Below are 25,075 nucleotides of genomic sequence, written 5' to 3'. Positions count from 1 at the left end.
GCCCACCCAATCAATGGGTGGGCCGTGGGTGACCGGCTCAGGCCTTGGACTTGACGCCTTGATCCACCGGTTTCGCCGCGTTGCCTTCACCGTAGGTTTTCAGGTTCTGCAGCACATAGATCGCCTTTTTGTATTCAGGGATCAGGTTCTTGCCGTAGGCATTGCCATTGAGGCCATTGTTCTGAATGGCGTCGAGCTGGGTGGCGAAATACTCCAGCGCATTGAATTTTGCATCAGGGTCTTTGGTCACGCCGAAACGGTCGAACTTGTCGCCGGCATTGAGCAATGTAAAGGAGGTGATGTCGGAAATCAGCCCGCGTTCACGCAGAAAAACACTCAGATTGCTCAGTTGCTTGACCGAGACATTCGCCGGATCGAACCCCTTGATATTTTTGCGCAGGCCCTGCTTGTCCATTTCGGCAGTGTTCAGCGCGGTCGGATTGGTGCCGACCTTGGCGAGCATCTGCTGCACCTTGAGGCTTTGCTTGACCTCCTTCTTCGCGCCTGTATTGCGAACCAGCACCCCTGCCTTGCTCTCCCAGCCGCCGACAATGCCGATCGTCATGAGAAGACTCCCTGTGAAATAACCATGAAATGTCCTTGCTGGACTACTTGAATGCCGGGAAGTATCTACCGGCGAACTGGTGGCACCAACCCTTTTAGTGCAGCCGCTTACAATTTTTGTACATTCTCGATACATATTGCCAGAAGCTCACGGTGTCGCGGTTTCATGGCAGTTTGACGATTGCTCGCGAAGCTTTTTTTTGCGCTGGCTGACAAGAGGGTCAAGCCATTTGTATCGGAGTCGACACGCACCTTCCGTCAGCCCGACACTTTCTTGCACCAAAGTACTTAAAGCTTCCCCGTTCGCCGACGATACGCTGGTGTGACCCCGCCGTTTTTCCCTCGACCCCACAATAAGAATCGCAGCTCAAGGACCGGTATCCATGCCCGCATTCCGCACCATTCAGGCTCGCTACACGTTATTTCTGGTTCTGTTCATCCTGCTGCTGTCGGTGCTGACCGTGGTCGGTATCAGCCAATTGGTTGCCCCCAAGCTGCGGCATACCGAAGAACAGGTGGTGCTCAACCGGATTGCCGAAGTCGCCGAACAGATTCAGGGCGAACTGAACAAAGTCCAGGCGCAGCAGCGCAGCATCACCCAGACCATTCCCCTGCTCGACAGCGCGGCCATCGACACAGTGTTGCCGGGCCTGGTGGATCAATACGGCGAGCTGAAAGTCTTCGGTGGCGGGATCTGGCCACTGCCGGGTCAGCGTGAGGCCGGGCGCAACAAGTTCAGCACGTTCTGGCACCGCGACGCCTCGGGCAAACTGGCGGTGAATACCTTCTGGAACAGCGACGCGGCGCCCAACTATTACGACCAGAGCTGGTACAAGGGCGGCATGCAGACCCCGCGCGGCCAGTGCGCCTGGGCTGCGGCCTATAAAGATGACGCGAGTGCCGAGCCGCGCACCAACTGCGCCATGGCGATCCAGAAAAACGGTGCGGCGTGGGGCGTGTCGACCATCGACGTGACGCTGGGCTTTTTCAACGATCTGGTGGCGCGCAAGGAAAAAGACCTCAACGCCGAAATGCTGATCGTCGAGGCCGACGGCAAGATCATCAGCAACAGCTCGCGCATCAGCGGCCCGATCGTGCTGAAGAACATCAGCGAACTGGCCGCCGGCTCGACCTTCGCCAATCAGGTCAAGGCCGGCCTGCAAAACCGCGATCAGGCGCAACGCGTCGAGTTCGACAACAACGGCGAAGCCAGCACCTTCTTCATGCGCCCGATCGAAGGCACGCCGTGGTTCCTCGCCACCGCCCTGCCAACGAAAATGCTCACCGCCCAGCGTGACGACGTGCTCAGCAGCCTGAGCCTGTTGCAGATTCCGCTGGTGATCCTGCTGGTGTTGTTGCAGGTGTATGCGATCCGCCAACTGGTGTCGCGGATGAAAGCGCTGAAGGCCAACATCGACTTGCTGTCCAGCGGCGATGCCGACCTGACCCGGCGCATCACCATCCGTGCCGAAGACGAACTGGGCGCCATCGGCCACTCGGTCAACACCTTTATTGCCTACCTGCAGAACATGATCGGTGAAGTCACCCAGGCCACCGGCGCCATGGCTTCGAGCCTGGACGACCTGCAGCGTACGTCGGCCAACACCAGCCAGATTCTGCTGCGCCATGCTTCGGAAACCGATCAGACCGTTACCGCCATCACCGAAATGAGTTCGACGGCCGAAAGCGTTGCGCAGAACGCCGCTGAAACCGCAGCGTTCACCCAGCGCGCCAACGAAAATGCCGACCGCTCGCGGGTCGTGGTCGGTGAAGCCACCAACAGCGTGGTGGCCTTGATCGACGAAGTGGCCAGCGCCACCCAGAAAGTCGAGAACATGCAGCAGGACGCGCAGCGCATCACCGAGATTCTCGGGGTGATCGGCGCAATCGCCGGGCAGACCAACCTGCTGGCGCTCAACGCCGCCATTGAAGCCGCCCGGGCCGGTGAACAGGGTCGCGGCTTTGCCGTGGTCGCCGACGAAGTCCGCGCCCTCGCCGCTCGCACCCAGGCCAGCACCTCGGAAATCAACGAGATGTTGACCCGCCTGACCCAAGGCGTGAGCTCGTCGGTCAGCGCTATGGAAAACACTCAGGCCAGCTGCCAGTCCGCCGCTGACGCCACGGCGCGGGTCAACTCGGGTCTGGATGAAATGGCCGGCTCGGTCAGCCACATCAACAGCCTCAGCACCCAGATCGCTACCGCTGCCGAACAGCAGAGTGCGGTCACCGAAGAGATCAACCGCAGCATGGTGCAGATCCGGCACATGGTCGAAGAACTGGTGCACAGCGGCCAGGCCAGCGAACTCAACACCCGCCAGTTGCTGGAAGCCAACAACCGGGTGAGCGCGATCATGGGGCGGTTCAAGGTTCGTTGAGCCTGACAGATTTGTAATCTCCCGCTCAGCAGGCTGTCAGGCTTGATCCAGGATCATCCTGCCAGCCTGCCTTGTATCAACTTGAAACACTCCGTTGATGCCCGGCAGGATAATCCGGTCAAAATACTTTCCTTTTTGACCGTCATCCTTGTCGAGAGCCCACCATGCGAACCTCCCTGCGACTGGCCGCCCTCAGCGCCCTGCTCCTGTCCTCCCTGGCCCAGGCCGCCGAGCTGATCCCGATCGAAGTGCACCGCGACGCCAATTGCGGCTGCTGCAAGAAATGGATCAGCCACCTCGAAGCCAACGGCTTCAAAGTCGAAGACCATGTCGAAAGCGACATGAGCAGCTTCAAGCAGCAACACGGCGTGCCACCGCGCCTGGGCTCGTGCCATACCGCGCTGATCAACGGCAAGTTCGTTGAAGGCCACGTGCCGGCGGAACAAGTGCTGGCCCTGAGCAAGCGTGACGATCTGCTGGGTATCGCCGCGCCGGGCATGCCCATGGGGTCACCGGGCATGGAAATGGACGGCATGAGCGATGCCTATCAAGTGATCGGCCTGAAAAAGGACGGCACGGATGTGGTGGTGGCGGACTACCCGGCGCATTGATGGCTGCCGGTTACGTCGGGCTGTTCGCGGCGGCGTTCGGCGCTGCGACGCTGTTGCCGCTGCAATCCGAAGCGCTGCTGGTCGGGCTGATCGCCAGCGACCGTTACTGGCTCTGGGGCCTGCTGGGCGTGGCGACGCTGGGCAATGTCCTCGGTTCGCTGGTCAACTGGTGGCTGGGGCGCGGCCTCGAACGCTTTCAGGATCGACGCTGGTTCCCCGTCAGCCCGAACCACATGGCCACCGCGCGCAAACACTACGAGCGCTATGGTCACTGGTCGCTGCTACTGAGTTGGCTGCCGGTGATCGGCGATCCCCTGACCCTGATCGCCGGCGTCATGCGCGAGCCGCTCGGGCGCTTTCTGCTGATCGTCACGCTGGCCAAAGCGGCGCGTTACGCCGTGGTGGCGATGCTGACCCTGGGCTGGCTCGGTTGAACATTCCGGCCATGGCGTTGCCTGTGGTTAACGTCGCCCTAATCCGGGCGTTCCAGCATCGGCCGATTTCCATGGAGTTTGCCCTTATGTCCGTCACGCTATCCCGCTGGCTGCCCGGCCTGTTCCTCAGCGCTGCGCTGCCGCTGTTTGCCCACGCTGCAGCGCCCACTGAAACTGCACCCGCCGATGGCCAGACCTATGGCCCGGAGCTGCAAGGTTTCCAATACCCCTACACGCTCAAACACTTTGCCTTTCAGTCCCAGGGTAAATCCCTGCAAATGGGTTACATGGACGTCGCCGCCCACGGCAAGGCCAACGGGCGCACCGTGGTGCTGATGCACGGCAAGAATTTTTGCGCCGCCACCTGGGACAGTTCGATCAAGGCCTTGAGCGAGGCCGGTTATCGGGTCGTCGCGCCTGATCAGATCGGCTTCTGCACCTCCAGCAAACCCGATCACTACCAGTACAGCTTCCAGCAACTGGCGACCAACACCCAACAGCTGCTCAAGGCCCTCGGCATTCAGAAAGCCACCCTGCTCGGCCATTCCACCGGCGGCATGCTCGCCACTCGCTTCGCGCTGCTGTTCCCGGATCAGGTCGAACAACTGGCGCTGGTCAATCCGATCGGCCTGGAAGACTGGAAAGCCCTCGGCGTGCCGTACCGCACCGTGGATCAGTGGTATCAGCGCGAACTCAAAGTCACCGCCCAAGGCATTCGCGACTACGAGCGCAACACCTATTATGACGGCCGCTGGAAACCCGAATTCGACCGCTGGGTCGACATGCTCGCCGGCCTGAGCAACGGCCCGGGCAAAACCCAGGTGGCGTGGAACTCGGCACTGATCTACGACATGATCTTCACCCAACCGGTGTACTACGAGTTCAAGGACCTGAAGATGCCGACCCTGCTGTTGATCGGCACGTCCGACACCACGGCCATCGGCAAGGACCTCGCGTCACCCGAGGTCAAGGCGAAAATCGGCCACTATGAGGTGCTCGGCAAGCAGGTCGCCAAGCTGATTCCACAGTCGACGCTGGTGGAATTCCCCGGCATGGGCCACGCGCCGCAGATGGAAGAACCGGCGAAATTTCACCAGGCCCTGCTCGGCTGGCTGAACAACACCAATCCCGTTCGTTGATGAGGTAAGGCTGATGGCGGTGCAGATTGCAGTGATCGATGACTGGCAGGACGTGGCACGGGACGTGGTCGACTGGTCGGTGCTCGACAGCATCGGCGACGTGACGTTTGTGCATGACTACCCGGCAGACAACGCCACACTGGCCGAGCGACTGGGCCAGTACCAGGTGATCTGCGTGATGCGCGAGCGCACGCGTTTCGACCAGGACCTGCTGCAGCGCCTGCCCAATCTCAAGCTGCTGGTCACCGGCGGCATGCGTAACGCGGCGCTGGACATGCAGGCGGCCGCTGGCCTCGGGATCAAGGTCTGCGGCACCGACAGCTACAAACACGCGGCGCCGGAACTGACCTGGGCGCTGATCATGGCCGCCACGCGCAATCTGCTGAACGAAGCCAACTCCCTGCGCGCCGGTGGCTGGCAGCAAGGGCTGGGCGGTGATTTGCACGGCAAGACGTTGGGCATCCTCGGTCTGGGCAGCATCGGCCAGAAGGTCGCGCAATTCGGTCGGGTGTTTGGCATGCGCGTGATTGCCTGGAGCGAAAATCTCACCGCCGAACGCGCTGAAGCAGCCGGCGTAACCTGGGTCAGCAAGCAGCAACTGTTCGAACAGGCCGATGTGCTTTCGGTGCATCTGGTACTCAGCGAACGCAGTCGCGGGCTGGTCGACGCACAGGCACTGGGCTGGATGAAACCCACCGCGCTGCTGGTCAACACCGCCCGTGGGCCGATCGTCGATGAAGCGGCGCTGATCAAGGCGTTGCAGAAACAGAAGATCGCCGGCGCGGCGCTGGATGTGTTCGATCAGGAGCCGCTGCCTGAACTGCACCCGTTTCGCACATTGGACAATGTGCTGGCCACACCACATGTGGGGTATGTCAGCCGGCAGAACTATGCGCAGTTCTTTGCGCAGATGATCGAGGATATTCAGGGGTGGGCCGCCGGGAGCCCGCGGCGCCTATTGAATTGATCGCAACGTTTCGATTGCGCTGAATCAACTGACGCCTTCGCGAGCAAGCCCGCTCCCACATTGGAAAAGTGTCGTACACAAATCAACTGTGGGAGCGGGCTTGCTCGCGAAGGGGCCTTAATAGACAACACATCAACAAACTGCCCGCACCACAACAGTGCGCCCTGCCTTTCCGCTAGCACAAAATCGTGACCGCTCAGTCACCGTTTTAGCCCTCTCCCTCAAAAAAACCTGCCCTTCGTCGGTGCGTTCCTGCTTGCACACCACGGATTTCGCTGCCTGCCAACCGATTGTCGAACAATTTATCCGTTTGCTCTCGCCCGCTCTAGGATCTGGCCTAGACTGACTTTCGCGGATTAAAACCGGCCAGTCACAAACCCGAAAAATTGTCGAAACTTTTGCAGATGGCGGCGGGTCATCTGAAAGGCAGGGTCAACGCGACTGGTGCAATCCTTGCAACGGCCCCTTCACCCATTCTGCTTGCACGTGTTGGGTAGCGTTTGCTCACCGATGCGTGGCGCGTTTGCGCCCGGCCACAGGATTTGGCCACAGCTTGTTCGATACAAGAATCAGATCAACGACACGGGAGATTCATATGATCAGTGCGGCATTGGATATTCAGGGAGAGCGTGCTCAGCAGGCGGTTGGTGAATCGAGCACGGTGAGTCTTCCCGGCAGCCGGTCGATCAACGTCCCGGGCACCAAAACGCTGACGCCGGTCGCCAGCCAGAATCCCAACAAAAAGAAAGTGTTGTTCGTCACCTCGGAAATCGCCGACCTGGTGAAGACCGGCGGTCTGGGCGACGTCTCCGCCGCCCTGCCCCGCGCCATGGCGCACCTGCACGATGTGCGCGTGTTGATCCCCGGTTACCCGCAGGTGATGCACAGCGAAAACCCGATCCACATCATCGGCGAACTCGGCGGCCATGCCGCATTGCCTCCGTGCAAGATCGGGCGTATGGACATGCCGGACGGGCTGGTGATCTACGTGCTGATCTGCCCCGAGCTGTATGAGCGTGAAGGCTCGCCGTACGGTGCCAACAACGGTCGCGACTGGCCTGACAACCACATTCGTTTCGCCCGCCTGGGCCTGGCCGCTGCCGACATCGCCGCCAACCTCGCACAAATTCACTGGTGCCCGGATCTGGTGCACGCCCACGACTGGCCCGCCGGTCTGGCCCCTGCGTATATGCACTGGCGCGGGCAGCGCACGCCGACCCTGTTCACCATTCACAATCTCGCCTACCAAGGCGTGACCAGCCTCGGCTCGTGCCCGGAGCTGGGTATTCCGACACACGCCCTGCAACAGGAAGGCATGGAATTCTACGGCAAGATGTCGTTCCTCAAGGCCGGCATGGCCTATTCGAGCCACATCACCACCGTCAGCGCCACCTACGCGCAGGAAATCACCACCCCGGATTTCGGCTGCGGTCTCGACGGTTTTCTCGCCGCCAAGACCCAGCAAGGCTTGCTCAGCGGCATCCCCAACGGCATCGATGAGAGCTGGGACGCGGCCACTGATCCGCACCTGTTTGCGCCGTTCGCCATCGGCGACTGGGAAGGCAAAGCGATCAATGCCGCCCATGTGCGTGAACTGTTTGGCTTGAACCATTCCAGCGGCCCGCTGTTCGCCGTGGTTTCGCGTTTGGTTTATCAGAAAGGTCTGGACCTGACTGAAGCCGTCTCCGAATACATCGTGCAGAACGGTGGCCAGATCGCAATCATCGGCCGTGGCGAGCCGGAAGAAGAACAGGCCATGCGTGAACTGGCGCTGCGCTTTCCTGGGCAGATCGGCGTGCGCATCGGCTTCAATGAAACCGACGCCCGGCGCATGTTCGCCGGCAGCGATTTCCTGTTGATGCCGTCGCGCTATGAACCCTGCGGCCTGAGCCAGATGTACGCCCAGCGCTTCGGCTCGTTGCCGGTGGCGCGCAATACCGGCGGCCTGGCCGACACCATCGAGAACGGCGTCACCGGTTTCCTCTTCGACGAATCCACTGTCGAGAGCTACCGCGAAGCCCTGAGCCGCGCGTTCAGGGTCTTTGCCTTTCCCGAACTGCTCAATGCCATGCGTTGCCGAGCGATGGCCGCGCCGTTCAACTGGTGCAAAGCGGTCGAACCCTACGCCGAACTCTACGAACAACTGGTCGCCAAGGCGCTGGGTAAAGCCGGCCACAAATAACTCAGGGAGCTTTTCACAATGCCGTTACGGACCCAAGAAAACTGGCCCCACGGCGCGATCATGCAGGACGCCGAACACACTCAGTTTGCGCTGTGGGCACCGGATGCGTTTTACGTCAGTGTCGAACTTGAAGACGGTCAATCCTTGCCGATGTTACCGCAGGCCGATGGCTGGTTCGTGATCAAGACCCGGTGCCCGGCGGGCACCCGCTACCGCTTCAACATCGATGGTGAACTGGAGGTGCCCGACCCGGCCTCCCGCGCCCAGGACGGCGACCTTGACCGGCACAGTGTGGTGGTCGATCCGCTGGCCTATGACTGGCGCCACACCACCTGGCATGGCCGGCCGTGGAGCGAAGCGGTGATCTACGAGCTGCATGTCGGCGCGCTCGGCGGCTTTGCCGAAGTCGAGCAGCACCTGGCGCGTCTGGTCGAGCTGGGCATCACTGCCATCGAACTGATGCCCCTGGCGCAGTTTCCCGGCACACGCAACTGGGGTTATGACGGCGTGCTGCCTTTCGCACCGCAAGCCTCCTATGGCACCCCGGAACAACTCAAACACCTGATCGACAGCGCCCACGGCCATGGGCTGGCGGTGATTCTCGACGTGGTCTACAACCACTTCGGCCCCGACGGCAATTACCTCGGGCGCTACGCCAAAGGCTTTTTCCGCGAAGACAAGCACACGCCCTGGGGCGCGGCGATCGACTTCCGCCGCCGTGAAGTGCGGGACTTCTTCATTGAAAACGCGCTGATGTGGGTGCTCGAATACCGCTTCGACGGACTGCGCCTAGACGCGGTGCACGCCATCGAAAGCCCGGACTTCCTGCCCGAACTGGCGCAGCGTATTCGTCAGCAGATCGATCCAAGCCGTCACGTCTGGCTGACCGTCGAAAACGAGCTCAACCAGTCGAGCTTGCTTGAAGAGGATTACGACGCGCAGTGGAACGACGACGGCCACAACGCCCTGCACGTGCTGCTGACCGGCGAAACCGACGCCTACTACGCTGACTATGCGCTGCAACCCACCGAACAACTGGTGCGCTGCCTAAGCCAGGGCTTCGTGTTTCAGGGCCACATCACCCGCCACGGCGAACCGCGCGGCGAGCCGAGCGAACACCTGCCCTCCACCGCTTTCATCCTGTTCCTGCAGAACCACGACCAGATCGGCAACCGGGCTTTCGGCGAACGTCTGCATCACCTGGCCGATCCACGCGCGGTGCAGGCCGCCACCGTGCTGTTGCTGCTGTCACCGATGATTCCGCTGATGTTCATGGGCGATGAGTACGCGGCCGAGCAACCGTTCCTGTTCTTCACCAGCCACCACGGTGAACTGGCGGATCTGGTGCGCGAAGGTCGGCGCAACGAATTCGCCGGGTTCAGCGCCTTCGCCGATCCGCACAAACGCGAAAAAATTCCCGATCCGAATGCCGAGCAGACCTTCCACGCCTCGCAGCCTCGCCTGGTCGGCAACGGCAGCGCAAAACAGCAGGAAACCCTCGCGCTGTACCGGCAACTGCTGCAATTGCGCCACCGCTACATCATTCCCAATCTGTCCGGCACCCAGGCGCTTGGGGCGCACATGCTCGGCTTCGGTGCGGTCAGTGCACGCTGGCGCCTGGGCGATGGCAGTGAGCTGCGAATTGACCTGAACCTCAGCGATACGCCAGTGGTCAACCCTGCACAGACCGACGCCGTGTGGCTGTTTCAACAGCCGCCCGCCGTTGCCCTGTCGGAACCGGGCGTACTGCCCGCGTATTGCGCGCTTGTCAGCCTCACGGCCGCAACCCCCTTGCAACCTCTGGATGGAGAGCGCCTATGAGCGATGCGCAACTGGAAATACTCGCAAGCCGCGCCGGCCTCGCCGTCGACTGGATCGACGCCAACGGCCGCCCGCAGAAAGTCGCCCCGGCGGTGCTGCGCAATGTTCTCACCGGCCTGGGTCATCCGGCCAATACCGCACAGGAAATCGACGCCAGTCTGCTGCAACTGCAGCAAGTGCAGCAGGATCGCCACCTGCCGCCGCTGTTGACCGCAGATGTCGGGGTCAGCGTTGATCTGGCCCGCTATTTCGAGCCTGAAACGCCTTGCGAAATCCACCTTGAAGACGGTTCACGGCTTAACCTCAAACTCGACGCCGAAGCGAAACTGCCCGGTTTGATCCCGGTCGGTTATCAGCAGGTGCACATCGCCGACCAATATTTCACCCTGGCCGTGGCCCCCGAGCGCTGCTTCAGCGTCGGCGATGCGGTAGACAACCCGATCCCTCGCGTCTGGGGGTTGAGCGCGCAGTTGTACAGTCTGCGCCGCCCCGGCGATTGCGGCTTTGGTGACACTCAGGCGCTGGAAGAACTGGCGCGGGTGGCCGGCGAGCGCGGTGCCGATGCGCTGGCAATCAGTCCGTTGCATGCGATGTTCAGCGCCGACACCGGACGGTACAGCCCCTACTCGCCGTCCAGCCGCCTGTTTCTCAACGCCTTGTATGCCGCACCGGGCGCCATCCTTGGCGAACGCGCCCTGCGTGATGCGATCGACGCCAGCGGTCTGGCCGAGCAATTCCGGCAACTGGAAGACTTGAAGCTGATCGACTGGCCCGCGGCCGCCGACGCCAAACAGAAATTGCTGCAAGCCTTGTACGATGGTTTCGTCGCGGGCGAGCACCCGTTGCATCCGGACTTCGCCAGTTTCCGCCATGCCGGTGGCGAAGCCCTGGAAAACCACTGCCGCTTCGAAGCTATTCAGGAAATGCGCGCCGCCCGTGGCGAAAGCCTCGACTGGCGCGAATGGCCGGCACACTGGCATGAGCCGCGCGGCGCCGCCCTCGAAGCCTTTGCCGAGGAATACGCCGAACGCATCAGTTACTTCGCCTTTTGCCAGTGGTTGATCCACCGCTGCCTGGAGCGCGCGCAAACGGCTGCGCGCAGCGCCGGCATGGGCATCGGCCTGATCGCTGACCTTGCGGTCGGTGCCGACGGCGCCGGCAGCCAGGCCTGGAGCTTTCAGGACGAACTGCTCGCCTCGCTCACCGTGGGTGCGCCGCCAGACATTCTCAATCGCTCCGGTCAGGGCTGGGGGATTTCCGCGTTTTCCCCGGAAGGCCTGATACGCAAAGGCTTTCGCGCGTTCATCGACATGCTGCGCGCCAACTTCGCCCACGCTGGCGGGCTGCGCATCGACCATGTGATGGGCCTGCAACGCCTGTGGGTGATCCCAAACGGCGCGGCCCCGGCCGATGGCGCTTATCTGTATTACCCGTTTGACGATCTGCTGCGCCTGTTGACCCTTGAGTCCCATCGGCATCAGGCGATCGTCCTCGGCGAAGACCTCGGCACCGTGCCCGACGGTCTGCGCGAAAAACTCAGTGCGCGGGCGATCCTCGGCATGCGCGTGCTGCTGTTCGAACAGGACAACACGTATTTCAAACCGATCCTCGACTGGCCGGACAACGCGCTGGCGACCACCAGCACCCACGACCTGCCGACGCTCAACGGTTGGTGGCATGGCCGCGATATCGACTGGAACGCGCGTCTGGAATTTGTCGACGCCAACGGTGAAATCGAATGGCGTCGCCATCGCCAGCGCGAGCGCGAAGGCCTGCGCGGGGCCTTGAGCCAAGACCCGCAAAACTTCCGCGAAGAGTCCCACGAAGCCGATCAAGTGGTCGATGCCAGCGTGCGTTTCCTCGGTCATACCCGCGCACCGCTGGTGTTGCTGCCGCTGGAAGATGCGCTGGGCATCGACGAGCAGGCCAACCTGCCGGGCACCATCGACAGCCACCCGAACTGGTCGCGACGCCTGCCCGGCAACAGCGAAGCCTTGCTTGATGGCGCCGATGCCGCGCGCCGTCTGGAACTGCTGGCCTGTGCCCGCCTGCAAGCTGCCGAGCGTGACCAATGAACCAGACCCTCATCCAACCCCTGCGCGCCACCCTGCGCCTGCAATTTCACAAGGGTTTCACTCTGGAACAGGCGGTGCCGCTGGTGCCGTACTTTGCCCGCCTCGGCATCAGCCACATTTATGCCTCACCGCTGCTCGCGGCCCGCGCCGGTTCGATGCACGGCTACGACGTGGTCGACCCGACCCAGGTCAATCCGGAACTCGGCGGCGAACCGGCGCTGCGGCGTCTGGTCGGCACCCTGCGCGAACACGGCATGGGCCTGATCCTCGACATCGTCTCCAATCACATGGCGGTCGGCGGCGGTGACAACCCGTGGTGGCTCGATCTGCTGGAATGGGGCCGCCTGAGTCCGTACGGCGAGTTCTTCGACATCCAGTGGCACTCACCGGACCCGTTGATGGAAGGCCAGTTGTTGCTGCCGTTTCTCGGCAGCGATTATGGCGTCGCGCTGCAAGAAGGCACGCTGAAACTGCATTTCGATGCGCAGCAAGGTCGCTTCCACGTCGAGCATTACGAGCATCACTTTCCGATCTGCCCGAATGACTACGGCGAGTTGCTTAAACCGGTCGAAGCGCTGAAATCCCTGGCCGATCGTTTCAGCACCCTCAGCTACCAGACTGACGCCCATGCGCTGGCGATGCCGCTCAAGGCTGAATTGAAGGAGCTGGCAAGCGATCCGCAAATTCTCGCCGCGATCGAGGAAAGTCTCGCGCATTACGACTCCACGACTGCAGAAGGCTTCGACAAGCTGCATCAATTGCTCGAACGCCAGAGCTACCGTCTCGCCAGTTGGCGCACCGCCGCGGACGACATCAACTGGCGGCGCTTTTTCGACATCAACGAACTCGGCGGTCTGCGCGTCGAGCGTCCGGCCGTGTTCGAAGCCACTCACGGCAAGATCTTTCAGTTGATCGCAGAAGGCCTGGTCGACGGTTTGCGCATCGACCACATCGACGGTCTCGCCGACCCCCGTGGCTATTGCCGCAAGCTGCGGCGGCGCCTCGACTTGCTTGCGCCGGATCGGCACTTGCCGATCTACGTCGAGAAGATTCTCGGTGCCGGCGAAACCCTGCGCACCGATTGGGCGGTGGATGGCAGCACCGGTTACGAGTTCATGAATCAGCTGTCGTTGCTGCAACACGACCCCGATGGCGAACATGTACTCGGCGACCTCTGGCAGCGGCGCACCGAGCGTCCGGCGGCGTTCATTGAAGAAGCGCAACTGGCGAGGCAACAGATCCTCAACGGCTCGCTGGCCAGCGATTTTGAAAGCGTCGCCCAGGCGCTGCTGCAAGTGGCCCGGGATGACCTGATGACCCGCGACCTGACTCTCGGCGCAATTCGCCGGGTGTTGCAGGCGCTGATCGTGCATTTCCCGGTGTATCGCACTTACATCAATGCGCTGGGTCGCGCGGCGCAGGATGAACAGTTCTTCGAGCAGGCCATGGACGGCGCGCGGCAGACGCTGGGCGAAGGCGACTGGCCGGTGCTTGACTGTGTGGCGGCCTGGCTCGGTGGCACGCCCTGGCGGCAAAAGCCGCGCGGGCGCTCGCGCAAGATCCTCAAGCACGCTTGCGTACGCTTCCAGCAACTGACGTCGCCGGCAGCGGCCAAAGCCGTGGAAGACACCGCGTTGTATCGCTCGGCGGTGCTGCTGTCGCGCAACGACGTCGGCTACAACACCGAGCAGTTCAGCGCACCGGTCAGCGACTTCCATGCGGTCAATCAGCAACGCCTGGATGCGTTTCCCGACAATTTGCTGGCGACTGCGACCCACGACCACAAACGTGGCGAAGACACCCGTGCACGACTGGCGGTGCTCAGCGAACGCAGCCACTGGTATGCCGAACAGGTCGAGTTGTGGCGCGCCCTCGCCCGGCCGTTGCGCGACGATGACCAAGTGCCGTCGTCCGGTGATGAACTGATCCTGTATCAGGCGTTGCTCGGCAGTTGGCCGCTGCAACTGAGCGATGACGATCAGTCAGGTTTCAGCGACTACGCCGAGCGCATCTGGCAGTGGCAACAGAAAGCCCTGCGCGAAGCCAAGTTGCAAAGCAGCTGGAGCGCGCCGAACGAGGCATACGAAAACGCTGCGCAGACGTTCACCCAACGCCTGCTCACCGGTGCAGAAGGCGAGCTGCTGCGCGCCGCGCTGAGCAAGACCGTCAACAGCATCGCGGCAGCCGGCGCCCTTAACAGTCTGGCGCAAACCTTGCTGCGCATGACCGTGCCGGGGGTACCGGATCTGTATCAGGGCAACGAGTTCTGGGACTTCAGCCTGGTCGATCCGGACAACCGTCGGCCGGTGGATTACGCCGCGCGCGCGCAGGCTCTGGACGGACAAGCGCCGCTCCAGGAACTGCTGGCGAACTGGCGTGACGGGCGTATCAAGCAAGCGTTGATCGCCGAGGTGTTGAACCTGCGCGCCGAACACGCCGAGCTGTTTCGCCGGGGCACGTATCAGGCCTTGGAGGTGCTGGGCGAGCAGGCGCACAACGTGCTCGCATTCGCCCGTGAGCACGAGGGCCGCTACGCCATCGTGATCGTGCCGATCCGCTGCGCGACGTTGCTGGAAAACAGTGCCGTGCCACAGGTGGATGCGCTGCGCTGGGGCGATACACGGGTGGTTTTACCGTTCGCCGCCTCTGACACAAACCTGAAGGGACTTTTTCACAGCAGCGCAGTCACAAAAAACAGGGAGCTGAACGTCAGCGCCGCGCTGGGGGATTTCCCGGTCAATCTGTTTACCCAACTCTTTACGTAACGACGAGTTCAGTTCAGGAGCATTGCGATGAGTACCGACGATAAACGCATCCGCGAGTTCGCCTATCAGATCTGGGAATCGGAGGGCAAACCTGAAGGTCATGAAGCGCGTCATTGGGAAATGGCGCGCAAACTGGCCGAAGCCGAGGCCCTCGCGCCGAAGAAGTCGCCAAAGGCTGCGGGCAGTAAAACCGCCGGCAAGACTGCGACCGGCAAAGCCAGCGAAAGCAAAACCCCGGCGGCCAAGCCCAAGGCGCCTGCCGACGCCAAAGCCAAGCCTTCCAGCGCCGCCAAAGTGATTCCACCGGGCGAAAAAGCCGCCGAGAAAAAGCCGCGCGCCCCACGCAAGCCCCCGGCCAACTGACACACCCGGATTATTGAACTGAATGACCGTGTGGCGGGTTCGCTCGCCACATTAGGGACAACTCGTCCTCAAGAAACCTCAAACACCCCCTGTCAGGGACAGATGTCTGTGGTGAGGGGATTTATCCCCGATCGGCTGCGAAGCAGTCGCAGGGCCGCTGCGCGACCCATCGGGGATAAATCCCCTCACCACAGATTCTGTTCCCACAGTTGATCCGTTATTCGAACCAACCCGTTTTGCAGGAGCAATCATGACCCGTCCAAAGAATGCCGAGCCCGCAGCGCACGCTGAACCTTCGAGAATCCGTGAAGGCCTGCCCTTCCCGCTCGGTGCGACCTGGGATGGTCTGGGGGTTAACTTTGCACTGTTTTCCGCCAATGCCACCAAGGTTGAACTGTGCATTTTCGACGATGCCGGCGAAGTCGAACTCGAGCGCATCGAACTGCCGGAATACACCGACGAGATCTACCACGGCTATCTGCCCGATGCCCATCCCGGGCTGATCTACGGCTACCGCGTGTATGGCCCGTATGACCCGGCGAACGGCCATCGCTTCAACCACAACAAACTGTTGATCGACCCGTACGCCAAACAACTGGTCGGCGAGTTGAAATGGTCCGAGGCGCTGTTCGGCTACACCATCGGCCACCCCGACGCCGACCTCAGTTTCGATGAACGCGACAGCGCGCCGTTTGTGCCCAAGTGCAAGGTCATCGACCCGGCGCACACCTGGGGCAACGACCATCGGGTCAGCGTGCCGTGGGACAAAACCATCATTTATGAAACCCACGTACGCGGCATCAGCATGCGTCACCCTTCGGTGCCGGAGAACGTGCGCGGTACCTTTGCCGGGTTGATGGTCGACGACGTGCTCGAACACATCCGCAAACTCGGCGTGTCGAGTGTGGAACTGCTGCCGATCCATGCCTTCGTCAACGACCAGCATTTGCTGCACAAGGGCATGACCAACTACTGGGGCTACAACAGCATCGCCTTCTTCGCCCCGGACCCGCGTTACCTGGCCAGCGGCAAGATCGCCGAGTTCAAGGAGATGGTCGCGCACCTGCACGAGGCCAATCTGGAAGTGATTCTCGACGTGGTCTACAACCACACCGCCGAGGGCAACGAACAAGGTCCGACCCTGTCGATGCGCGGCATCGACAACGCCTCCTACTACCGCCTGATGCCCGACGACAAGCGCTATTACATCAACGATTCCGGCACCGGCAACACCCTCGACCTCAGTCACCCGTGCGTGCTGCAGATGGTCACCGACTCGCTGCGTTATTGGGCCAGCGAGATGCACGTCGACGGTTTCCGCTTCGATCTGGCGACGATTCTCGGGCGCTATCACGACGGTTTCGACGAGCGTCACAGCTTCCTCGTCGCCTGCCGTCAGGACCCGGTGCTGCGCCAGGTGAAAATGATCGCCGAGCCTTGGGACTGCGGCCCCGGTGGCTATCAGGTCGGCCACTTTCCGCCGGGCTGGGTCGAGTGGAACGACAAATTCCGCGACACCGTGCGCGCGTTCTGGAAAGGCGACGACGGCCAGGTTGCCGACTTCGCCAGCCGCATGACCGCGTCCGGCGAGATGTTCAACCAGCGCGGACGGCGGCCGTACTCGTCGGTGAACTTCATCACCGCCCACGACGGTTTCACCCTCAACGATCTGGTGTCGTACAACGACAAGCACAACGAAGCCAACGACGAGAACAACCAGGACGGCAGCAACAACAACCTGTCGTGGAACCACGGCGTCGAAGGCCCGACCGACGACCCGGAGGTCAATGCGCTGCGCCACCGACAGATGCGCAACTTCTTCGCCACGCTGCTGCTGTCGCAGGGCACACCGATGATCGTTGCCGGTGACGAATTCGCCCGCACGCAGGACGGCAACAACAACGCCTATTGCCAGGACAGCGAGATCGGCTGGGTCAACTGGGACCTGAGCGAGGACGGCAAGGCGCTGCTCAAATTCGTCAAACGCCTGATCAAGTTGCGTATGGCTTATCCGATCCTGCGTCGCGGGCGCTTCCTGGTCGGCGAGTACAACGAGGACATCGGCGTCAAGGACGTCACCTGGCTGGCGCCGGACGGCACCGAGATGACCACCGAGCACTGGCATGACGCGCACAACCGTTGCCTGGGCATGCTGCTCGACGGTCGCGCGCAGGAAACCGGGATCCGCCGCAAAGGTGCCGATGCGACGCTGCTGCTGGTGGTCAACGCCCACCATGACATCGTCAACTTCAGCCTGCCGGAAGTGCCGGAAGGCAGTTTCTGGACCTGCATGATCGACACCAATCAGCCATCGATTCGCGGTCAGGAACGCTTCGAGTTCGGCCATGAGTATTCGGTCACCGGGCGTTCGCTGCTGCTGTTCGAACTGCAACGCGAAGAAGAAGACTGATATGGACCTGCACAGTTATCTGGCGCGCCGCCCGCCCGACTATCGCGACACCGCCGCACTCGGCCATTGCCTGCGGGCGCTGGTCGAGGCCGGTCTGGATCAGTTGCCGTTACCGGGCAGCGGCTGCACGCTGGAGCGCTTTCAACGTCTGGCGGAAGTCGGCGGGCATGATCTGGGCTTGTGCAAACTCTACGAAGGCCACACCGACGCATTGGCGATCATCGAACAGCTCGGTGGTTCGCCTACACCGGGCAGCACTTGGGGCATGTGGGCGGCTGAACCACCGCAGGCTCGGGTGCAGGTGCGACCGGCCGGGCACATGGTGCGCCTCGACGGGCGCAAGGCCTGGTGTTCCGGGGCGGCGGTGCTCAGCCATGCGCTGCTCACCGCGTGGGACGCCGAAGACCGTCAGCATCTGGTCGCAGTGGCGCTTGATCAACCGGGCGTGACCATCACCGATCAGGGCTGGCAAGCGGTCGGCATGGGCGCCACCGGCAGCGTCGAAGTGTTGTTCGACGGCGCTGAAGCCCAGGCCATCGGCGAACCCGGCGACTACCTGAATCGTCCGGGTTTCTGGCAAGGCGGGATCGGCATTGCCGCGTGCTGGTACGGCGCGGCAAGGGAAATCGCCGAGGCGCTGCGTAAACACTGCGCGCAACGTCAGGAGCCGCACGCCCTCGCCCACCTCGGCACGGTCGATGCGGCGCTGTACGCAGCCGCCAATGTGCTGCGTTTCAGTGCGTTGCACATCGATACGCATCCCGAAGCCAATGCCGAACTGTTAGCCCGACGTGCCCGCGCCGTGGTCGAGCAATCGGCTGAGCAAGTGATGCGCGAGACCGGTCGGGCGCTGGGTGCCGCTCCGTTCTGCAAGGATCGGCACTTCGCCCGGTTGAGCGCCGATCTGCCGGTGTTCCTGCGCCAGAGTCATGCCGAGCGTGATCTGGCGGCCCTTGGCCAAACGCTGGCTGAACACCCCGAGGAGGCCTGGACGCTATGAACGCCGCTAATAAGCCCGATCCGATCATCGGCCACCAAGGGACTTCGTTGCTGCAATGGCAACATTCCCGGCACCTGGCGGCGCTGGACAGCGTCGATGTCCTCAGTCTGGTGCCACCGGGCGCGCGGGCGGTGATCGTCGCCCCGCACCCGGACGACGAAGTGCTCGGCTGCGGCGGAATGTTGCAGTTGCTGGCCGCCGCCGGGCGTCAGTTGCAACTGATTTCGGTCACCGATGGCAGCGCCAGTCATCCCGGTTCCGAGCGCTGGCCAGTCGAACGCCTGAGCGTGGTGCGGCCGCAGGAATCGGCTGAAGCCCTGCGCCGCCTCGGCGTGCCATTGCACCGGATGAAATGGCTGCGCGGCGGTTTCAGCGATAGCCAGGTCGCCGCAGATGAGCCGTCGCTGGTCGCGTTCATCGAACGCCACCTGCGCCCGGGCGACGTGGTGTTCAGCACCTGGTGCGAGGACGGCCACTGCGATCACGAAGCCGCCGGCCGCGCCAGTATCGAAGCTGCACGCCGGGTTGGCGCCACCTGCCACGAATTGCCGGTATGGACCTGGCACTGGGCCTCACCCGAAGACGCTTCGGTGCCGTGGCAGCGCGCACGAAAGATTCTGTTGTCCGCCGAGCAAGTGGCGCGCAAACGCCACGCGGTGCATGCGTTCGCCAGCCAACTGGAAGGCGACCCGCAAGCCGGGCTGCAACCGGTATTGGCGCCGTACGTGCTGGATCGTCTGCTGCAACCGTTCGAAGTGGTGTTCCTATGAGTGTCGATGATCGCTACTTCGACGGATTGTTCAGCGCTAACGATGATCCCTGGGCGTTTCGCGAGCGCTGGTATGAACAGCGCAAACGCGCGATCACCCTCGCCGCCCTGCCCCGCGCGCATTATCGGGCGATCTTCGAACCCGGTTGCGCCAATGGCGAACTCAGTGCGGAACTCGCCGAGCGCTGCGACCGCTTGCTGTGTTGCGACACCGCCAGTGCCGCGGTGAATCTGGCGCGTACCCGGTTGAGCCTGTTTGACCATGCCGAGGTGCGCCAAAGTCGCCTGCCCGGTGACTGGCCGGAGGAAAAATTCGACCTGATTGTATTTAGCGAAATCGGCTACTACCTCGATGCCCAGGATCTGACAGAAGTGATCCGCCGCATCAGTGAATCCCTGACGGCTGACGGGCAATTGCTCGCTTGCCACTGGCGCCCGCCCATCGATGGCTGCCCGCTCAACGCGCGGCAGGTACATGACCTGATTCACGAGCAATTACCGCTACCGCGTCTGGCGCTGCATCAGGAGTCCGACTTTATCCTTGAAGTCTGGAGCCGTGAGCCGCGCTCGGTGGCCGCATTGGAGGGCCTGCGATGATCGGCATTCTGATTCCCGCGCATAACGAGGAAGATCTGCTGGAACAGTGCCTGACGGCCGCCTTGCGCGCCAGTAAACACGGGCTGCTGGCCGGCGAGCCGGTCGAAGTGCTGGTGGTGCTAGACAGCTGCACCGATCGCTCGGCGCAGATCGTCAGCGGCTTTCCGGTACTGAGTCTGCACATCGACGCCCGCAACGTCGGCCAGGCCCGGGCCGCTGGCGCGCAGGTGTTGCTGGAGCGTGGCGCGCGCTGGATTTCCTGCACCGACGCCGACAGCCGTGTGGCCGAGGACTGGCTGGTGGCACAGTTGGGGCTGGGTGCGGACGCGGTGTGCGGCACGGTGACCGTCGAACATTGGGATCCGACATTCGACGAAAGCGCGCAAATCCGCTATCACAGCCACTATCAGGCGCGGGACGGGCATCGCCATATCCACGGCGCCAATCTTGGGGTCAGTGCCGATGCTTATCGTTGGGCCGGGGGATTCGCCCCCTTGACCTGCGATGAGGACGTGCAACTGGTGCGGCAACTGGAATTGCTCGGTGCCGACATCGCCTGGAGCCATCGCCCGCAAGTGCATACCAGCGCCCGTCTGGACAGCCGTGTCCGGGGCGGATTCGGGGACTACCTGCGAAAATTGGTACAGTTAGACATAAAAAAAGCGGATCAGATTGATCTGTGACGCGACGAACCGGTTTTCATGAGCAATACTCTGCTGCGCGGCAATCCAGGGTTCGGAGCGTCGCACAGCAATCCATTCGCCTTCACGGGTCGAGCGCACCTGCCTTTCTACGGTGCAGATTCGATTGAGGGCCTGACTCGACAAGGACGTAGCACCCATGAAACCGTTATTCCTCAACGAAAACCCGCCGCCGGTACAGATCTGGAACAGTTCCCCGCAGTTGGACAACATCCCCGTCATCAACACCCATAGCCTCGTTCCCCCCGGTGCTCGCGCCGTCGTCGTCGCCCCGCATCCGGGTGATGAAGTGGTGACCTGTGGCGGGCTCCTGCAATTGCTCTCCAGCCTCGGTCATCCGCTGCAACTGCTGTCGATCACTGATGGCAGCGCCAGCCATCCCGGCTCGCGACAGTGGTCGGAAAAACGCCTGAGCGTGTTCCGTCCGCAAGAGAGCGTCGAAGCCCTGCGTCGGCTCGGCCTGCCGATGCACAGTCTGAAATGGGTGCGCGGCGGGTTCACCGACAACGCGCTGCTCGAACGCGAGACGGAAATCAGCAGTTTCATTTCGCGTTATCTGCGCCCCGGCGACGTGGTGTTCAGCACCTGGCGCAACGACGGCAACGACGACCACGAAGCGGTCGGACGTGCCAGTGCCAACGCGGCGGCGCAAGCCGGAGCCACCTATCACGATGTGGCGGTCTGGGCCTGGCACTGGCCGGAGCGCGAGCAGAGCCTGATCCCCTGGGATCGTGCACGCAAACTGCGCCTCGACACCTGGACCGTGGCGCGCAAAAGCCACGCCACCCACGCCTATGCCAGCCAGCTCAAGGGCGAACCGGCGATCGGCATCGCGCCGATGCTGCCGCCGGTGATCCTGGAACGGATGCGCCTGCCCTACGAAATTGTCTTCATCTGAAACACCCATCCCCTGTGGGAGCGGGCTTGCTCGCGAAAGCGTCGGTTCAGTCACCTGTGATGTTGAATGTGCCGGCCTGTTCGCGAGCAAGCCCGCTCCCACATTGATAGGCGGCGAGCAAGTGGCTATGGCCCACGACCGTTCATCGCAAATACCTCCCTACCTGTAATTTCTGACAGTAGCCAACGCTCGCCACCTGCCCCTAAATAACCCAGAGCCTTTGCCCCCCACGACTCTGGAGTCTTCAGCATGCTTATTCAGCGCCCTCGCCTCCCGGCCCCAAAGTCTCTGCGGCAACTGGAAATACCCGACCGTACGCAGCCGGCCCTGGATGGGGGGGTGTGGGGGATCAATATTGCCGCCGCGCAGTTGCTGGCGCCCGACAAGGGGCTGAAAGTCTATTGTCCACCCTGGGACCGTATGGGTTTAGGTGACCACATCGAGCTGCTGCTCGACGGTATTCAGGTCGACCAGACCACCCTCGTCAAGCCAGGGGATGTCGGCGAGCGTGTCACCCTGTATGTCCCGCCCCAGAAGTTCGTGACCGGGGCCTATACGCTGCAATATCGGGTCAAGGTATTCGAACAGACTCCGGAAGCTTCGCTGCCTCCGGTGAATATCTTCGTCAAACTCGACCGGCCCGGCGGCAAGGATGAAAACGGCAGTGCCCCGGGGCATTCCGAGCTGTACATGTACATCGATCCGCGGATCATCAACGATGGCGTGGACAAGGAAACCGCCGAAACCGGCCTCGACATCATCATCCAGGCCAAACCCGGCAGCAGCAGCCTGTTGCCCTACCCCAACATGGCCGTGGGTGACCGCTGCAAATTGACCTGGGGTGGCTGGTTTGTGTATTCGCCACGGGTGACCCAGGATCACATCGATGACCCGCAAGGCCATCCACTGATCATCCATGTCGACAAGGCCACCATCCTCGCCGCCGGCGATACCGATAGCCTGGCCGTAGCCTTTGAAGTACACGACATTGTCGACAACCGCTCCGAAGACTGGTGCGCCGCAGTAGGGATTGCCGTCGATACCGGCAACACGCGCCTGTCGCCTCCCATGGTCAAAGAGGCCTTCAATAGCGTTGTGGACATGGACAAACTGGGGGATGCGCCGCTGACCTTGCAGGTATTGGTCGACGCACCCGACTTCCGGATCGGTGATGTGATCATCGGCCTGGGCAAGGGCACCACGCTGGACGGCGAACCGATCAGCGTTGAAGTCCGCGGCGAGCCGCTCATCAGCGTGGGCAACATCTACGAATTGGCCCTGCCAAGCGCCGACATACGTTTGCTGGCCAAAACCCAGGCCGTGTTCAGTTATCGCGTGGAACGCAGCGGGTCTGATGATCGCTCCTCCAAGGGGCGCTTCGTCAGTATCATCGGAGCAACCCGACGCCTGCTCGCGCCGATTGCCGTGGATGCGCAACAAGGGGCACTCGACCCTGATCGGGTGTACACCACCGCCGTCATCCCCTTTGACCCGATGATGCAGGTGGGCATGGTCATCATTCTGCGCTGGGTCGGCACCCGCCAGGATTTCGGCGTCTACGACCCGGAGCTGAACTGGCACACCCTTAGCAAGGGCGATATCGACGACAAAGAACCGATCCCGATCATCGTCGAAGGCAAACACCTCAAAGCCATCGAGGGCGGTACGCTGGATTTGTTCTACGTGCTGATGGCCGAGGGCAGCGATGGAGGCATCATTCAGCGCGAGTCACTGCACCATGCTCTGTTGCGGGTGGGTGAACCGCTGCTGGAACTGGTCGCGCCCATCGTCCTCGGTGAGGCCGGCGGAACACTCGAACCCGACGACCTGCCCGGCGGTTCGAGCAAACTGACCGCCCCGGCTGCCGCCGAACCCACCAAAGCGGGTGACAAGGTCACCTATACCTGGCGCGGTTCGAAAACCGGCAAGACCAGCGACTCGGTGCCGATCAATTCGCTCAATGCCGGCAAAGCCATCGATTTCACCCTGAACCCGACCTTCGTCCAGACCCACATCGAACCCAATCGCGGCGGCACTGTGGACGCGATGTATGAAATCCTCAGGGTGGCGGCAGGCTCCACGCCGGAACGTGTCAGCTACTCGCGGACGTTGAATTTCACTGTCGGCGAAGCCGTGCTGCTGACCCGGCCGAAGGTTCAGCAGGCCGAGGCCGATGGCACTACCTTGCAGCCGATCAAGGCCGTGGAAGCCCTGACCGTCAACATCGATTCGCAAGACTTGCTGCTCAGCGATCTGCTCAGCGTGACCTGGACCGGCGCACCCGGCACTGCCGCCGGCGGCTCGCACACCACCCCGGCAAGACCCATCAGTGAAACCACGCTGACAATCGAACTGCCGGTCACCGTGCTGGCATTCAACCTGGGCAAAACCGTCACCGTGGAGTACACCGTCATCCGCAACGGTGTGCCCCGCACCTCGTTGCCGCTGTTGTTGAATGTCGGCACCTTGCCGGACTCAAGCTTGATCCTGCCGGTGATCATGGACGCCGACGATGACGGCGAGGGCCAGGAGTTCAACGTAGGGAATCTGACCAGCAATGCCACCTATCGCATGGGCGTCTGGCCGTTGATTGCCACAGGCCAATATGTCTGGCTGCGTCTGAAAGGGACGAACGCTGATGGCAGCGACTACAACCTGCAGATTCATACGGCACCGGGTTCAATGGTCAGCGACAAGTGGCTCGATCAAGGCTATTACGAGCGGAGCATCGCCTTTGCAGGCTTGAGAAACCTCAAAGATGGCAGCCCGCTGACCATGGAGTTCAAAGCCGCGTTCGGCAAGAGCACGGATGAGAGCGAGGCGGTGCCCTTCCCCGTGCGTACTTACACGATCAAAGCGTTTGAGGATGTGCGACCAGAAATTACCGAATCGAAAGACTCCAAAGGGAATGAGATTGCCAAAGGCGGATTCACCGTTGATACCCAGATCACGTTGTCAGGGGCCGGGGCCAAAGGTCAGAAAGTCCAGATCAAGGACGGCACCACCGTCAAAGGTGAAGCGACGGTTAACCTGACGACCGGCCTGTGGGAACTGACCCTGACAGGCTTGAGCGTGGCCGCTCACAGCTTCACCGCCATCGCGCTGTATGGTAGTGGTCAGGTATCCGCGGCGTGGACGTTGACGGTGACGGCCAGTAACCCACCGACCATCACCAAAGCCATCGACTCCAAAGGGAATGAGATTGCCAAAGGCGGATTCACCGTTGATACCCAGATCACGTTGTCAGGGGCCGGGGCCAAAGGTCAGAAAGTCCAGATCAAGGATGGCACCACCGTCAAAGGTGAAGCCACGGTTAACCTGACGACCGGCCTGTGGGAACTGACCCTGACAGGCTTGAGCGTGGCCGCTCACAGCTTCACCGCCATCGCGCTGTATGGCAGTGG

The 25,075-nt window shown here is 62.1% G+C and carries 17 protein-coding genes and 1 pseudogene; 17 read left to right on the top strand and 1 reads right to left on the bottom strand.

All coding sequences use genetic code 11. The features are described from left to right. Positions 1–37: 37 nt before the first annotated feature. A complete protein-coding gene (locus HDC30_RS22190; RefSeq protein WP_027612032.1) occupies positions 38–565 on the bottom strand; it encodes a hypothetical protein in 528 nt (175 codons plus the stop codon). A 382-nt stretch (positions 566–947) separates the two neighbouring features. Between HDC30_RS22190 and HDC30_RS22185 the strand changes: the two genes are divergently transcribed. The 17 genes and pseudogenes from HDC30_RS22185 to HDC30_RS22105 form a co-directional block, all read left to right on the top strand. Then, positions 948–2,939, top strand: coding sequence for a methyl-accepting chemotaxis protein (locus HDC30_RS22185; RefSeq protein ID WP_183784925.1), 1,992 nt, complete (start codon positions 948–950; stop codon positions 2,937–2,939). A gap of 164 nt (positions 2,940–3,103) precedes the next feature. Further along, entirely contained in the window at positions 3,104–3,550 is a 447-nt protein-coding gene (locus HDC30_RS22180; RefSeq protein WP_103369533.1) for a DUF411 domain-containing protein, read from the top strand. Next, positions 3,550–3,984 (top strand): YqaA family protein, encoded by a 435-nt coding sequence (locus HDC30_RS22175; RefSeq protein WP_097089622.1) that lies wholly within the window; start codon positions 3,550–3,552, stop codon positions 3,982–3,984. The genes HDC30_RS22180 and HDC30_RS22175 overlap by 1 nt, the downstream gene beginning before the upstream one ends. An 86-nt stretch (positions 3,985–4,070) precedes the next feature. Then, positions 4,071–5,123, top strand: coding sequence for an alpha/beta fold hydrolase (locus HDC30_RS22170; RefSeq protein WP_183784923.1), 1,053 nt, complete (start codon positions 4,071–4,073; stop codon positions 5,121–5,123). Positions 5,124–5,136: 13 nt separating this feature from the next. Then, a complete protein-coding gene (locus tag HDC30_RS22165; RefSeq protein ID WP_183784921.1) occupies positions 5,137–6,090 on the top strand; it encodes a D-2-hydroxyacid dehydrogenase family protein in 954 nt (317 codons plus the stop codon). Positions 6,091–6,685: 595 nt separating this feature from the next. After that, positions 6,686–8,272 carry a glycogen synthase GlgA gene (gene glgA, locus HDC30_RS22160; protein WP_183784919.1) on the top strand — a complete coding sequence of 529 codons (1,587 nt, stop codon included), beginning with the start codon at positions 6,686–6,688 and terminating at the stop codon, positions 8,270–8,272. 18 nt (positions 8,273–8,290) lie between these two features. Next, on the top strand, positions 8,291–10,093 hold the full coding sequence (treZ, locus tag HDC30_RS22155; RefSeq protein ID WP_183784917.1) for a malto-oligosyltrehalose trehalohydrolase: 1,803 nt from the start codon (positions 8,291–8,293) through the stop codon (positions 10,091–10,093). Then, positions 10,090–12,168, top strand: a complete 2,079-nt coding sequence (gene malQ / locus HDC30_RS22150) for a 4-alpha-glucanotransferase (RefSeq protein ID WP_183784915.1) — start codon at positions 10,090–10,092, stop codon at positions 12,166–12,168. Before treZ ends, malQ begins: the two co-directional genes overlap by 4 nt. Continuing rightward, on the top strand, positions 12,165–14,933 hold the full coding sequence (locus tag HDC30_RS22145; protein WP_183784913.1) for a malto-oligosyltrehalose synthase: 2,769 nt from the start codon (positions 12,165–12,167) through the stop codon (positions 14,931–14,933). The genes malQ and HDC30_RS22145 overlap by 4 nt, the downstream gene beginning before the upstream one ends. Positions 14,934–14,960: 27 nt before the next feature. Further along, on the top strand, positions 14,961–15,296 hold the full coding sequence (locus HDC30_RS22140; RefSeq protein WP_027612042.1) for a DUF2934 domain-containing protein: 336 nt from the start codon (positions 14,961–14,963) through the stop codon (positions 15,294–15,296). Positions 15,297–15,546: 250 nt separating this feature from the next. Next, positions 15,547–17,706, top strand: a complete 2,160-nt coding sequence (glgX, locus tag HDC30_RS22135) for a glycogen debranching protein GlgX (RefSeq protein WP_150370490.1) — start codon at positions 15,547–15,549, stop codon at positions 17,704–17,706. A gap of 1 nt (position 17,707) precedes the next feature. Next, complete coding sequence (locus HDC30_RS22130) at positions 17,708–18,706, top strand: acyl-CoA dehydrogenase family protein (RefSeq protein WP_183784911.1); 999 nt, start codon at positions 17,708–17,710, stop codon at positions 18,704–18,706. Then, complete coding sequence (locus HDC30_RS22125; RefSeq protein WP_027612045.1) at positions 18,703–19,476, top strand: PIG-L deacetylase family protein; 774 nt, start codon at positions 18,703–18,705, stop codon at positions 19,474–19,476. Before HDC30_RS22130 ends, HDC30_RS22125 begins: the two co-directional genes overlap by 4 nt. Next, positions 19,473–20,072 carry an SAM-dependent methyltransferase gene (locus HDC30_RS22120; RefSeq protein ID WP_097089609.1) on the top strand — a complete coding sequence of 200 codons (600 nt, stop codon included), beginning with the start codon at positions 19,473–19,475 and terminating at the stop codon, positions 20,070–20,072. The genes HDC30_RS22125 and HDC30_RS22120 overlap by 4 nt, the downstream gene beginning before the upstream one ends. After that, entirely contained in the window at positions 20,069–20,755 is a 687-nt protein-coding gene (locus HDC30_RS22115) for a glycosyltransferase family 2 protein (RefSeq protein WP_183784909.1), read from the top strand. The genes HDC30_RS22120 and HDC30_RS22115 overlap by 4 nt, the downstream gene beginning before the upstream one ends. A 157-nt stretch (positions 20,756–20,912) precedes the next feature. Then, entirely contained in the window at positions 20,913–21,671 is a 759-nt protein-coding gene (locus tag HDC30_RS22110; RefSeq protein WP_027612047.1) for a PIG-L deacetylase family protein, read from the top strand. Positions 21,672–22,010: 339 nt separating this feature from the next. After that, positions 22,011–25,075, top strand: a pseudogene (locus tag HDC30_RS22105) (hypothetical protein); the annotation flags it as partial.

The organism is Pseudomonas sp. JAI115, assembly GCF_014200835.1.
GTDB lineage: Bacteria > Pseudomonadota > Gammaproteobacteria > Pseudomonadales > Pseudomonadaceae > Aquipseudomonas > Aquipseudomonas putida_A.
Note: the sequence above shows the minus strand (reverse complement) of the source record. Positions and strands in the feature narration are given on the sequence as shown.

Coding starts and splice junctions, on each gene's coding strand:
- HDC30_RS22170 (WP_183784923.1), top strand. CDS start 4,071: ATGTCCGTCACGCTATCCCGCTGGCTGCCCGGCCTGTTCCTCAGCGCT.
- HDC30_RS22145 (WP_183784913.1), top strand. CDS start 12,165: ATGAACCAGACCCTCATCCAACCCCTGCGCGCCACCCTGCGCCTGCAA.
- glgX (WP_150370490.1), top strand. CDS start 15,547: ATGACCCGTCCAAAGAATGCCGAGCCCGCAGCGCACGCTGAACCTTCG.
- HDC30_RS22120 (WP_097089609.1), top strand. CDS start 19,473: ATGAGTGTCGATGATCGCTACTTCGACGGATTGTTCAGCGCTAACGAT.
- HDC30_RS22115 (WP_183784909.1), top strand. CDS start 20,069: ATGATCGGCATTCTGATTCCCGCGCATAACGAGGAAGATCTGCTGGAA.
- HDC30_RS22185 (WP_183784925.1), top strand. CDS start 948: ATGCCCGCATTCCGCACCATTCAGGCTCGCTACACGTTATTTCTGGTT.
- HDC30_RS22140 (WP_027612042.1), top strand. CDS start 14,961: ATGAGTACCGACGATAAACGCATCCGCGAGTTCGCCTATCAGATCTGG.
- HDC30_RS22110 (WP_027612047.1), top strand. CDS start 20,913: ATGAAACCGTTATTCCTCAACGAAAACCCGCCGCCGGTACAGATCTGG.
- HDC30_RS22125 (WP_027612045.1), top strand. CDS start 18,703: ATGAACGCCGCTAATAAGCCCGATCCGATCATCGGCCACCAAGGGACT.
- HDC30_RS22190 (WP_027612032.1), bottom strand. CDS start 565: ATGACGATCGGCATTGTCGGCGGCTGGGAGAGCAAGGCAGGGGTGCTG.
- HDC30_RS22130 (WP_183784911.1), top strand. CDS start 17,708: ATGGACCTGCACAGTTATCTGGCGCGCCGCCCGCCCGACTATCGCGAC.
- HDC30_RS22165 (WP_183784921.1), top strand. CDS start 5,137: ATGGCGGTGCAGATTGCAGTGATCGATGACTGGCAGGACGTGGCACGG.
- HDC30_RS22180 (WP_103369533.1), top strand. CDS start 3,104: ATGCGAACCTCCCTGCGACTGGCCGCCCTCAGCGCCCTGCTCCTGTCC.
- malQ (WP_183784915.1), top strand. CDS start 10,090: ATGAGCGATGCGCAACTGGAAATACTCGCAAGCCGCGCCGGCCTCGCC.
- glgA (WP_183784919.1), top strand. CDS start 6,686: ATGATCAGTGCGGCATTGGATATTCAGGGAGAGCGTGCTCAGCAGGCG.
- treZ (WP_183784917.1), top strand. CDS start 8,291: ATGCCGTTACGGACCCAAGAAAACTGGCCCCACGGCGCGATCATGCAG.
- HDC30_RS22175 (WP_097089622.1), top strand. CDS start 3,550: ATGGCTGCCGGTTACGTCGGGCTGTTCGCGGCGGCGTTCGGCGCTGCG.